The sequence below is a fragment of the Sphingorhabdus sp. genome, assembly GCF_046292425.1.
GTDB lineage: Bacteria > Pseudomonadota > Alphaproteobacteria > Sphingomonadales > Sphingomonadaceae > Sphingorhabdus_B.
On record NZ_JBKBQV010000029.1, the window covers coordinates 19,782 to 31,580 of the forward strand.

General features: G+C 56.0%; 14 protein-coding genes, 1 tRNA gene and 1 pseudogene. 3 read left to right on the plus strand and 13 right to left on the minus strand.

Annotated elements, in window-relative coordinates; genetic code table 11:
- The 12 genes from fliP to fliE are packed head-to-tail and all read right to left on the minus strand — an operon-like array spanning position 1 to position 9,214.
- A complete protein-coding gene (gene fliP / locus ACK4S7_RS07780; protein WP_409645661.1) occupies positions 1-753 on the minus strand; it encodes a flagellar type III secretion system pore protein FliP in 753 nt (250 codons plus the stop codon).
- The gene (locus ACK4S7_RS07785) at positions 746-1,018 is read right to left on the minus strand and encodes a flagellar biosynthetic protein FliO (RefSeq protein ID WP_409645663.1); all 273 of its coding nucleotides are present in this window, start codon (positions 1,016-1,018) and stop codon (positions 746-748) included. The genes fliP and ACK4S7_RS07785 overlap by 8 nt, the downstream gene beginning before the upstream one ends.
- On the minus strand, positions 1,015-1,329 hold the full coding sequence (fliN, locus tag ACK4S7_RS07790) for a flagellar motor switch protein FliN (protein WP_409645664.1): 315 nt from the start codon (positions 1,327-1,329) through the stop codon (positions 1,015-1,017). The genes ACK4S7_RS07785 and fliN overlap by 4 nt, the downstream gene beginning before the upstream one ends.
- Entirely contained in the window at positions 1,322-2,182 is an 861-nt protein-coding gene (locus ACK4S7_RS07795) for a FliM/FliN family flagellar motor switch protein (protein ID WP_409645666.1), read from the minus strand. Before ACK4S7_RS07795 ends, fliN begins: the two co-directional genes overlap by 8 nt.
- Positions 2,179-2,790 (minus strand): flagellar basal body-associated FliL family protein, encoded by a 612-nt coding sequence (locus tag ACK4S7_RS07800; protein WP_409645668.1) that lies wholly within the window; start codon positions 2,788-2,790, stop codon positions 2,179-2,181. The genes ACK4S7_RS07795 and ACK4S7_RS07800 overlap by 4 nt, the downstream gene beginning before the upstream one ends.
- A gap of 14 nt (positions 2,791-2,804) precedes the next feature.
- Positions 2,805-3,884, minus strand: coding sequence for a flagellar hook-length control protein FliK (locus ACK4S7_RS07805; RefSeq protein ID WP_409645670.1), 1,080 nt, complete (start codon positions 3,882-3,884; stop codon positions 2,805-2,807).
- Positions 3,881-4,309 (minus strand): hypothetical protein, encoded by a 429-nt coding sequence (locus ACK4S7_RS07810; RefSeq protein WP_409645672.1) that lies wholly within the window; start codon positions 4,307-4,309, stop codon positions 3,881-3,883. The genes ACK4S7_RS07805 and ACK4S7_RS07810 overlap by 4 nt, the downstream gene beginning before the upstream one ends.
- The gene (locus tag ACK4S7_RS07815; protein WP_409645674.1) at positions 4,306-5,637 is read right to left on the minus strand and encodes a FliI/YscN family ATPase; all 1,332 of its coding nucleotides are present in this window, start codon (positions 5,635-5,637) and stop codon (positions 4,306-4,308) included. Before ACK4S7_RS07815 ends, ACK4S7_RS07810 begins: the two co-directional genes overlap by 4 nt.
- Positions 5,634-6,200 carry a flagellar biosynthetic protein gene (locus tag ACK4S7_RS07820; RefSeq protein ID WP_409645676.1) on the minus strand — a complete coding sequence of 189 codons (567 nt, stop codon included), beginning with the start codon at positions 6,198-6,200 and terminating at the stop codon, positions 5,634-5,636. Before ACK4S7_RS07820 ends, ACK4S7_RS07815 begins: the two co-directional genes overlap by 4 nt.
- A complete protein-coding gene (locus ACK4S7_RS07825; protein WP_409645678.1) occupies positions 6,187-7,230 on the minus strand; it encodes a flagellar motor switch protein FliG in 1,044 nt (347 codons plus the stop codon). Before ACK4S7_RS07825 ends, ACK4S7_RS07820 begins: the two co-directional genes overlap by 14 nt.
- Entirely contained in the window at positions 7,223-8,875 is a 1,653-nt protein-coding gene (fliF, locus tag ACK4S7_RS07830; protein ID WP_409645680.1) for a flagellar basal-body MS-ring/collar protein FliF, read from the minus strand. Before fliF ends, ACK4S7_RS07825 begins: the two co-directional genes overlap by 8 nt.
- Before the next feature lie 3 nt (positions 8,876-8,878).
- Positions 8,879-9,214 carry a flagellar hook-basal body complex protein FliE gene (gene fliE, locus ACK4S7_RS07835; RefSeq protein WP_409645682.1) on the minus strand — a complete coding sequence of 112 codons (336 nt, stop codon included), beginning with the start codon at positions 9,212-9,214 and terminating at the stop codon, positions 8,879-8,881.
- Between the two features lie 224 nt (positions 9,215-9,438).
- On the opposite strand from fliE, the gene ACK4S7_RS07840 reads away from it, so the two are divergent.
- The 3 genes from ACK4S7_RS07840 (at position 9,439) to ACK4S7_RS07850 (ending at position 11,340) form a co-directional block, all read left to right on the plus strand.
- Entirely contained in the window at positions 9,439-10,248 is an 810-nt protein-coding gene (locus tag ACK4S7_RS07840) for a flagellin (RefSeq protein ID WP_409645684.1), read from the plus strand.
- 147 nt (positions 10,249-10,395) lie between these two features.
- Positions 10,396-10,471: transfer RNA gene (locus tag ACK4S7_RS07845), tRNA-Thr, on the plus strand.
- Positions 10,472-10,959: 488 nt separating this feature from the next.
- Positions 10,960-11,340 carry a hypothetical protein gene (locus tag ACK4S7_RS07850; protein WP_409645685.1) on the plus strand — a complete coding sequence of 127 codons (381 nt, stop codon included), beginning with the start codon at positions 10,960-10,962 and terminating at the stop codon, positions 11,338-11,340.
- Positions 11,341-11,391: 51 nt separating this feature from the next.
- Here ACK4S7_RS07850 and ACK4S7_RS07855 read toward each other — a convergent pair.
- Positions 11,392-11,799: pseudogene (locus ACK4S7_RS07855) on the minus strand (metal-dependent hydrolase); the annotation flags it as partial.

Genomic DNA, 11,799 nt, shown 5'->3' on the forward strand with positions numbered 1-11,799 from the left:
CTACATCACAAACGAGCTGGCAAGTGACCCCATGGTCAGCGCCCAGCCGTCGACTAGGACAAACAGCAAGAGTTTGAACGGCATCGAGATGATCGTCGGCGACAGCATTACCATGCCAAGAGACATCAATGCCGACGCCACGATCAGGTCGATAATCAGAAAGGGGAGGAAGATCATGAAGCCGATCTGGAATGCCGTTTTCAACTCACTTGTTACAAAGGCCGGCAAAAGGATAGAAAATGGAACATCAGCCGGTTTGGCAAATTTCCCTGCCTTGGCGATCTCGCTGAACAAGGCAATGTCTGTCTTGCGCGTCTGCTTGATCATAAAGCCATGCATGGCGTTGGCTGACGTCGATAAGGCCTGTTCAAACGTGACCTCATCGCGGCCGTAAGGCTCAAGCGCCTGAGTGTTGATGGTGGTCAACACCGGCTGCATCACGAAAATGCTCAGAAACAGGGCAAGGCCCACCAGCACTTGATTCGGTGGCGTTTGTTGCAGACCAAGCGCCTGCCGCAAGATCGACAAGACGATGATGATCCGGGTGAAACTCGTCATCATCAGGATCAGCGACGGCAGGACCGTCAGCAACCCCATCAGCAGCAGGATTTGCAAGGAGATTGATAACGGGCGACCATCGCCCGCCACTGTGTCGAGCGCCTTTTCCATTCCAAGCGACGTTGGCGATGCAAAAGCCGACTGGCTCGCGAAAAATACAAAAAGGCACACGCAAATGCTTAGCAACCTAAACATGTGGCGTATCCTGCTCGGTTGATGCCAAAATGCTGATGCCCGTGCGCGATGCACCCAGCAACAGAGTATCTTGGCCAAACTCCACCACCAAAAGTCGGCCATTGCCGCCTAAAGATACTGCATCCACAACGCGCACGGCGCGGGCGGTCTGGCTTTGCAGCGGCAAGCCGATTTGAAGTTTTTTCCAGAGCCACAGTGACCCCCATGCGAGGCCGCCAATCAACGGCATTATAAGCAAAAGGCGTCCAAAATATTCGAGGATCATGAGCGCGCCTCCATGCCTGTAAGACGTTCGCCATCTTGTGCGACGTCAATCACACGAATGCCGTAGCGGCCATTGGCTTCGACAATTTCCCCTTTGGCGACCAGCTTGCCATTCACGAGCAGATCGAGCGGGTCGTTCACTTGCCGGTCAAGTTCAAGCACGCTGCCTTCGCCGAGGTCTAGCAGTGACGCGAGCGTCAAGGATGTTGATCCAACCTCCACCGTGACCCGCACGGTTATATCGGCCAAAAGATCCATCTTTACGGTGCGATCGGCTGGTCGGGTGTTCGGGGCTTCGGTCATATCACTCACAATAAGGGCCTTCCATATTTTCAATTTTGAGGGCAGCACGGCCATTGGCCTCACCAATAGTGCCCCGTGCGAAGCGACGACCGGCGACCAGAAGTGGAACATCAGCTGGCAAGAGCACTGGCAGGATGTCGCCGGTGCGAAGCGACAACAGCCGCGAAACAGGTACGTCTGTGTGCGTCAGTACGGCGCGGGCGGGCAGTGCAACGCGCATCGCAGCCGCCTGCATTTTCGCCTGCCATTCGGGCTCGGCGGGAAGTTGCGTCGGGTTTGCGTCGGCATGACGCATCGCAATTTTTTTAGCCTGAGCATAGCCGATGAAGCAGTGGATTGCGGTCGGTCCCAAGACGCCATCTTCAATGCCGATCTTTCCCAGCACGATACTGTCGCGATATTGCGGTAGATCGAATGCCTGCATGTCAATCACGACTGGCAACGCCCGTGCAGGTTCAGCCATTATCCCTTGCATCGCGCGATTGATGGACGGCAGCAGATGGGCAGTAAGGCGGGTAATCAGCCGCGTCTCGGATGTGCTAAAACTGGTGCGTGTGGGTACGTCACCTGAGCCGCCATATTGCATGTCGAGAATTTGGCTGATGAGTTGGCCGGGGACAACGACAACCACTTCGCCGATATCCTTGCCAAGCTCGAACCGCATCAAAAGGCTGAATGATGGTTGTGATGGGCACCATTCCGAGTAGCGCGCCTCGGTCACAGCCTCTACGCTGGCTTCGACCTTTTGCGATCCCGCCATGAAATCGCACATCGCATCGCCCAAATATTCTCCCAGCTTTCGGAACCAGCCAAAGTCATCCGGTGTGGCCGCGCGGGGGCGCAATAAAAGCGATGCGCTCACTGGATCACCAAATTTGAAAAATAGACATTATCAACGCCTCCAAAACCTTCTTTCTGGCGCAGGACCTGATTGATTGCTGTGGTAAGGTCGCGTTGCAGGAGCTGCTTGCCTTGCGGGGTAGACAATGCCTCGGCATCCTGTTGCGACAAGACCATCAAAATGGCAGAACGGATAGGAACACTCTGGCGCTGGATGTTCTGCACCACCTTGCCGTCATAATAGGTCGACAGGCTCAACCCAAGCTGCACAAAGCCTGCACCGTCGGCGAGATTGGCCGTAAAGCTTTGTTCGAGGTTGACATAAGTCACCTCATATTTGCGTGGATCGATCGGGACGCGGTCATTCTCCACATCCACGGTGCCTTCCTTCAGCACTGGGGCCGCGCCCTCGCCCTCCGCCGCAGGCGGTTCGGGCTCTTCGCTGCGTTCCACCAATTTGGGGCGGTGCGGGTCTACCTTCGGGGCCTGCCCCGTGATTCCACCTGCGAGATAGACGCCAGTCGCTGCACCTGCTCCGACCAATGCGACGGCAGCGACCGTCCCGACGATAATCTTCTTCTTTCCCTTTTTGGGTTTTGATCCGGGTTCTGGCGATTTTGCTTTGCTCATGGCGTGTCTTTCATTCAAGCGTAGCGGCCGCCGGCTTTCAAAATGGCCGCGGGCTGCACTGGGGTTGATATTGTTTCGAAAGCCTGGTGCTCAGGCGTCGGTGGCTTTTGCTGTCCGTTGCCGTTCTGCCGATTGGACATGTCGAACTGGCCAAGTTTCAGGCCCGCGTTACGCAGGTCTTCCACAAGTCGCGCTTGGTCTGCAGATATGATCTGCGCCGCCGCGTTGGTGCTGGTCTCCAGGCGGATATCGACATGGTCATTGCCCATGGTCACTGCGACATCCAGCAGCCCGAGATTTTCGGGCATTAACGTGAATTGCAAATGGTTGTCGCGCGCCGCGCTGCTGGCAATATCTCGCGCCAGCGCGCCAATCCATTCGCCGTCTTGAGTAAGAACAAGCTGTCTAAGTTCGGCGATTGAGGTACTTCCGGACATCGCTGTGGTTGGACTGGAAGATGCGGTCGCGCCAATAGCAATGCGCGTATCAAGGCCAGCCGCGCCATCGCGGATCAGCTCCGACGGTGGCGCAACCACCTTGGCGGATATATCTGTCACCAATTCCTTCTGTATGGGCGTGGAAAAGCCATTTGAGAGCTTGTCCAGTCGCGCCAACTTCGCCTCAACGCCATCTGCTACTGTTGCTGCAATGTCGGTGGTTTTCTTGCGTGACTGCAGCGTAGCAGGGGTGGCGGGCATAGCTGTGGCAGTATTGCCCTGTACCGGCATGTGTACGGCGGCCAGTAGGACGGACGCAGTCTCAGCCGGTGCCGGATTGGAGGGTGAATGCGCGGCATCTTTCTCGTCCGCAGGCAGCGGCGTTGTATCTTCGGCATTGCTGGTCTGCACCTGAGGCTGCAGCATGCTGAGCGACGCTGTCCACTGTTGTGCTTCGACCAGCAATGCCGGCGCTGGTGCCGATGTGCTTTCGATGCAGTTGGCGCTAACATCAACCGAATCGGCTGAATGCGAAATCTGTGCATCAGCCAGTTCGACTGAGCTATTTAAAACATCCTGAAACACATTACCTAGGTCATTGGACCGGTGGGCAAAGCATAACATTGCAGGTGCAGTGGTTGCCGTGACCGGGTTCATATCATTCTCTCATACTTCGTTATCTTGCGGAAAATTGCCGTCCGGCTTTGATGATCGACGGCACGTTTTGCCTCTTGGCTGGCAGTGGTGGTCTCCAGCTTCTCCGCGGCCATTTCACGTTGTTTGGCGGAGACCAGGGTGCGCCGCTGGCGGTCGCGCGCTTCGACAGCATTCTGGCTTGTTGCGGCGAGTGCGCGCTGCGCAGAGTCCAGCCGCGACGACAGTTCGGAAATGGAGCGTAGCATGATGCCATTTTGTTCGCCCGCAGTCGGTTGCGCAGCTTTACGAATGCTGGAAATACGGTTCCTGAGATCGACAAGGTTGCGCACCTCGTTTTCACAGCGATGTAGCTGGACCTCGACCATTTGCCTTTGAACAGAGCGCACTTTTAATATGCGATTCCAGCGTTGAGCGGACGCGGTCATACGCCCATTCCTTCGATAAGTTGGGCGCGCGCGTCATCGAAAGCGACGATTGACTGCATGGGTTGCTTGATGAAGTCGAGCATAGCTGGTCGCTTGGCTATGGCTTGGTCGAGCACCGCATCACTGCCCTGAGCATATGCACCCAGCATCACCAGATCGCTATTCTGTTCGTAGCTTGACCAATATTGCCGGAACCGTGAGGCAGCGGCCAAATGCGCAGGGTCAACGATGTCGGGCATCAACCGGGAAAGCGACCGACCGACATCAATTGCTGGAAATACGCTGCTTTCGGCAAGCGGACGCGACAGGATGATATGGCCGTCAACAATAGCGCGCGCGGCATCGACAACGGGGTCTTCCAAATCGCCGCCGTCGGCCAATACGGTATAGATAGCGGTAATTGATCCACCCGATTTGCGGTCAACGCCAGCCCGCTCGACGAGCTTTGGAATCAGTGCAAGCGATGATGGCGTATAGCCCTTCATGGTTGGCGGTTCTCCAATTGCCAGACCAATTTCGCGCTGGGCGTGCGCGATGCGCGTGAGGCTATCGATCATCAGAAGAACGCGCTTGCCCTGGCGGGCAAAATATTCCGCAATTGCCGTTGCGCGCATGGCGGCCCGCAAACGCAAAAGCGGGACTTGATCGGCGGTTACCGCCACCACCACTGACTTATTAAGAATATCCAGCGGAATCTTACCTTCGACGAAATCCGAGACTTCGCGCGCACGCTCGCCGATCAGGCCAATGACAATGATGTCAGCATCAATGCCCTGCAGTATCTGGCCCATCAGTACCGACTTGCCGACCCCTGATCCCGCGACAATCGCGACGCGCTGTCCTTCGCCTATGGTCAGCAGCGCGTTGATGGCGCGCACGCCCGAATCCAGCGCACGGACCACGCGACCCCGATCAAGTGGGTTGGCATCTTCACCGGCGATCTTCTGTCGGCCACTGCACGCAGGCACCGGTCCGCCATCAAGCGGCCTGCCTTTTGCATCAATCACGCGACCAAGTAATTCCTCGCCAACTTCAATCATGTCATGGCGTCCATTGGCATGGACTGCAGCCCCATTGGCGATGCTTCCAACATCACCCAGCGGTTGAATGATCGCACGCTGGCCCTGAAAGCCGACTACTTCGCCCTCAGCAAATTCGCCGTTTTGGGTTTGCATTCGCGTGCCGGTGCCAAGCGGGTAGGGAAAGCCGCTGACTTCGCAATATTGGCCGTTCAACGCGGCCAAACGGCCCACACGACGCGGAGCAACGTCAATCAGACCAGCAAAATCGCGCTGTGCAGAGATGATGGATGCAAGACGCGTGCTCATGCAACGCTCCGTTCATCTGCGAGCGCTTGACTCAAACGGTCGAGCGCGAACGCGGGCCCGTGTTCAATCCAGCCGTCCGAACATTCAATACGCAACGCGCCGCGTGCCAACTGCCGGTCGGGTGCACAGGCAAAAGGCAGATCAGCGTCAGCCAGCAGCGCAAGGTCTCCGGGGTGAAGGCGCAACGTACGGTTTTGGTCGGCTTCGGTTAGCACTTCGGTTGCCGCATCAATCTGTTGTTTCAGAAATGCGGCATCAACGGGAAGGTCGCCAACAATCTTTGTGACCACTTTGCGAATGATATTGTCGAGCAGAAAACCGATTTCGGCGTTGTCCTCGGGCCGCAATGCGTTTGCAGAACCAATTAACGCCTGAAGCTGCTTGCGTTCGATGGAAAACGCAGCCTCGGCCATTTCCTGCCCATCTGCAAGGCCACGGGCATAAGGGTCCTCGAACGCGTGCAAAGGCTCCGGGCAGGACGACCTCATATCGCGGGGACGAAATTCCCTGCGCTGACCAAAATATTCTGCGAGCGAGAGTTTCACCGCTTCAGACATAATCATTGCTCTGCTTGCCGAGCATGATTTCGCCCGACGCCGCCATGCCGCGCGCAACGGCAATTACTGCCTTCTGCGCCTCTTCGACATCGGCGCGGCTGACGGGGCCCATCTCGGCAATTTCGTCGCTGATGGTTTGCGCTGCGCGTGCCGACAAAGTGCCAAGGATTTTTTCGCCCAACGCAGCATCTGCACCCTTGATAGCCAAAGCCAAGCGGTCGGCCTCTACATTGCGCATGACCGCCCCCAATGATTTGGTGTCGAGCTGAGCAAGGTCAGCAAAAATGAACATGCCTTCTTCAATGGCGTCGGCCAGTCGCTTGTCCTTCTTGCGGATGCTTTTCAAAAGTTTTTCCGCTTGCGGGCGCGCCAGATTGTTGACGATTTTAGCGACGTCACCATGACCACCAAGGTTGACGAGAGGGTTGTCGCTGCTGCTGGCCGCGTAATTTGCAAGGATTGCTTCAATATCGGCAATCGCCGCGGCGGGAACCGAACCCAATGTCGCTGTGCGGAATAAGAGGTCCGCTTGAACCTGCTCCTCAAGTCCAGCAACGGCGTCTGCAGCCACTTCGGCTGGCAATGCGGATAAAATGATTGCCGCAAGTTGCGGATGCTCGTTTGCGACCAGCGATGATACCGTGGCCGTATCTAGCCATTGCAGGGCTTCCAATGAAGGCGCTGTGACCTGGGCTTGCGCTGGAGCGATCTGTGTCCATATCCGGCTTGCGGTGGAATCACCAAGCGCAAGGTTCATCATTTCACGGATACGGACAGGTGCGCCGACGGCCAAGTTCGACAGGTCGCGGTTGTTGCTGACAAATACCTCAAGCGCATTCTCGACGTCATTTTCCGTCGCGCACGATGCTTCGAACATGCCTTTTGCAAGCGATTTGACTTCGGCAGGGTCCAGATGCTGCAAAACGGCGGAACTGTCTGCGTCCTCCAGCAGCATAAGAAGAATGGCAGCGGAAAGCCCCCCGTCGAGTGGCGCTTCTGGCGTTGCTTCCGCGATTTCGTCCAGATCTTCATCCATTGGATGGCTGCCCCAGCATCTGGCGCACGACTAGTGCGGCGCGCTGCGGGTCTTGGCGGACGAAAGCCCGGACAAGATTTGCGCGGTCTTCATAACTTGGCGCGGATTCAATCATGTCGATTGTCACTTTGCCATTCGCAGGTTTTGAATCCTGTTGCGCCGCAACCTGCATTAACTTCTGTTCGGTCTCGGCGAGCTCTTTAGACGCCGCCATCCGGGCCTTGACCGCTTTTACGAGCGGGCGGCCAATAAAGACGAATGCAAGCAATGCCCCAAGTACGGCGCCCACTTGCTGCACGAGCGGGAAGAACCATGGTTCATCCCAGAAATTAACGACGACTTCTGCTTCCTCGGCAAAGGGCCGAGCAGATATGGCGACAACATCGCCGCGGTCCGCTTTAAAGCCAACGGCACCCTTTACCAGATTCTCAAGCGCAGCGATTTCTGCAGGCGTGCGCTTCTGTGCTCCCTTTCCATCGCGCAGGGCAACCGCGACAGACAAACGGCGGAGGGCACCCTGCGGCTGGTGCGTGACAGCAATTTCGCGGCCGACGTCAAAGCTCCGATTATATGTCTCTTCACTTTGAGTCGGGCCTGCGCCTGCCGCGCCCGCCGCAGGGGGTTCATTGACGACCTGATTGGCAGGTGGCGGCTGGTTGGCCATGGCGCCGGGTATGCCGCCGGCCTCTGGCGCAGCGCCGCTTGTTGATTTATTGCCTTCTTCACTGCGTAAAGCCCGATCGTTTTCGGGATAGGTTTCCCGGGTGGACTGGCTTTCGCTGGCGTCCACATCGGCGTGCACTTCAACGGAAAAATTGCCGGGTCCGGCAATCGGCGTCAGCAGCGCCACGACTGCCTGCCGATAGCGTTCTTCCATCTGCATCTGTAGTTGAAACATCCGGTCGTCGGCGCTTGCCTGATCGGATGAAAGCAAGGCACCACTTTGGTCGATGACGGAAACATCCTCGGCCGACATATTGGGCACCGATGATGCGACAAGATGGCGAATGGCCCGCACTTGTGCGGCAGAAAGACTGCGCCCCTGCTGAAGTGTAAGCATAACCGATGCGGCAGGCTGTTTGCTTTCGCGTACAAATACGCTCGCTTCAGGTGTCGCGAGATGCACGCGCGCTGTTTTGACGGCATCAATTGCTTCAATGGTGCGCGCAAGGTCGGCTTCACGCGCACCGCGCAAGGTCTCGCCCTCAACCGCCCGGCTTGAACCCATGGGCAATGAAGCCATCATTGCATCCCCCGTGGGCTGCGCTTTGGGAAGGCCTTGGCCCGCAAGCAACATACGCGCTTCATGCAGTTTACCCGCATCAACGGAAATGGCACCGGTGGCAGGATCAAGGCTGTAGCTGATACCTGATGACTGCAATGCGTCGGCGACGGCTGCCTTGTCGGCTTCGGCAAGGCCTTGGAACAGGGGGGCCTGCGCTGGCGTACTGAGGGCGAAATAAGTAAGCGCCGCTAATCCCATAGCGCCCGTCATCGCAAGGGCCGGCAATGCTTTGCGGACCGCTGGCTGGCGGGTCATTCCACGTAAGCCATCAAAGCCGAAATTGTTTGCAGGCGTGACGTTACGCGCCATCTGGCCGCCGGCCATCGGGGCCTCAGGGGCCAGGATTTGCTGCTCTGCCATCTGTTATACCGGCATGTTCATAACGTCGCGATAGGCGGAGAGCAGCTTGTTGCGGACCTGAAGCGTCGCTTCAAAGCCAATGGATGCCTTCTGACGCTCGACCATTACCGATACGATGTCATTTGTCTCTCCCCGCTCATAAGAAGCCGACAATGCACTGGCCTTGCCTTGTTGCGCGTTTACTACCTGCAACGCGTCGGTCATGGTCTGCGCGAAGGGTGTCGTAGATGCCACCGCTTCTGCAGGTACGTCACGACCGGCAGCACGCCGCAGCGCGTCATTCTGGTTCAGGATGGAGGAGCGCATCTGTAAAAGCCGGCTCTGATCAATCGTCGACATGTACTTGGTCCACAGGCGGGATTGCCTCTGCACCCTGCTTGCAAAAGATGTGCCATTTTAACGAAAGCTCTTGTTTTTCAAGGTTTTTATGGCTTTGCCCTTCCGCTTCGCCAAATTTCCGACGGGCTAAATTAAAGGCTTGGGCGCATCCGCCGTTTCTCCTTGCCGAGGCTGCTCACCCCTGTCGGGCTGCCCCATAACAGAGACAGCAAAAAGGAATTATCATGACAGTCATCAATACCAATGTCAGCGCATTGCGCGCCCAAAACGCGTCACGCATGGCGAACAATGCGCTTGGCTCGGCTATGGAGCGCCTTTCCACTGGCAAGCGTATCAACGCTGCTAAAGACGACGCCGCTGGCCTTGCCGTTGCTACACGCATGGACGCAAAAATTCGTGGTTTGAGCCAAGCAATCCGTAACGCCAATGACGGCATTTCACTGACGCAGACTGCCGAAGGTGCGATGGGCGAGATTTCCAACATCCTTGTCCGTATGCGCGAATTGGCGGTCCAATCCTCTAACGGCACAATTTCTGACGATGACCGTACCGCCATTGACGCTGAATCCGTAGCTCTGCGTGCGCAGATCGACGATATTGCCGGCCGCACTGACTTTAACGGCACCGTTTTGCTGGCGAACCAAACCATCAGCATCCAGACAGGCGTTGATTCCGGACAGACCGTTGATATCGACCTTGTCGTTATGGACGACGCAGGACTCGGTACTGACGGAGTTGACCTGTCAACCGCTGCTGGCGCATCGTCGGCGCTCACGGACATTGACGCTGCCATTAACCTGGTGGCGGAACAACGCGCAAACCTTGGTGCGGTTCAGAACCGGTTGGAGGCTACTGTCAACAATTTGACATCAACCACCACCAATTTGACAGAAGCCAAATCACGCGTCGAAGACGCTGACTTCTCCGCGGAATCGACGAAGCTCGCTTCTGCACAGATCCTCGCGCAGGCATCGACAGCGATGTTGGCACAGGCCAACCAGAGCCAGCAGGGCGTTTTGAACCTGTTGCGTTAAAGGCATCGCCAAGCCGCAAGAGCTATGGCGTCTTACCAGATCACGCGATACCCCGACGGCCCGCCAGCCGCCGGGGTATTTGCTTTAAAGGTCACTTGAACTCGCAAGCGCACTTGGCTATGCGAACCGCTCGGTTGAATTACCAAAGCCGCCTTAGCTCAGTTGGTAGAGCATCGCATTCGTAATGCGGGGGTCGTAGGTTCGAATCCTATAGGCGGCACCATCACTTCCAGCAGCTAGTTTGAGCGTTTCCTTGTGAAAGAGCGCAAAACTCAATGCATACCCATTTCCTATTTTAAGGACGCTTCAGAGCTAACCGGCCGGTGATAAAGTAAAGTTATTTGGGTATGCAGTGGGTGTCTTTGTTTCGTTACGATGGATAACGACACTGCGAAAACGCTTGAGACATTTGAGTTAGTTGGCAGACGGCTTAAAAACGCATTCGCGATGGTAACTCAGAAAACCAGCTTGTTTTTCGGTAAACGTTCCAACGTTGTTGATATGATCTAAGGCCCGATTTTTTTGATAATATCTGGCGCCAGTTTTGCCGAAAGGATATACCTACGGCAGCTAACGCGGGATTGAACCTGCTGCCTGTATGACTGGAATGTTGTGGGTGGCGGACCGTCTGCTCGACGCATCGCTTGCATTCCTTAAATAAGTATGTCGTGCTAGCACGAAGCCACGTCAGAAAAGTCGGAGGGTTCAGTCATGCATCCACTTCACATCCAGCGTTTAATCGCACTTCCCTACTTGATTCTTGGCGGATGGTGTCTACTCGCACCGGGAATGGTTGAGCGCCTTACTGTAGCTCCAGATTACCAGCATCTCAGTGCAACAAGTGCACTATTCATTGGTTGCTTTGGTGCTCAGGCCATTCTGGGTGGCCTGTTCATTTGGTTCAGCCAATGGCAGCGTAAGACATTTATGGTTTACGCAATCGCGCTCTTACCGTTTTTCTGGTTCAACTATTGGTTTGTTTTTGCAGTGCCGATCTTCAATCGCTGGCTGGCTCTGGATTTTGTAGCAAACGCCGCGATGCTGACGCTCAGCTTATGGGGCTGGAAACTCATGGGAAAAGCTGAGCGTTAACGTCTGCATTGTTGTCGGGAGCGGAACGTCCGCTCTAACGGTTTGGCCCTATTATTCAAATGTTTGAGTAGTCGAGCGCACCCCCTCTGTGGCTCTCCAGCTTATTCGATAGGTAACACTTAGCGCATCATGATCGGATAGCATCCGTCCCTCGATCGGATAATCGAACATAGCTGCGATCCTGATTGGCTCGATATGCACACCATTGCCATCGGCAAAGCCTTGCAAGTCGGGAGTGTCCATCCAGGGCTCATCGCTGTCCCATGATTTTCGCACATCGCAACGTTGACGGTTGAAATGGCAGTATCGATGCGACAGTTCGCCGGGTGTCCGGTCGTCCTTATAATCAAATCGGTCAGGCGCATTTCGGGTATTGAAATCACCCGCGTATATTAACGGTCCCTGCCTACGCCAATCGCGCTCCAATAATCGCGCCAGCTCGTCAACCTGACGGTTGTG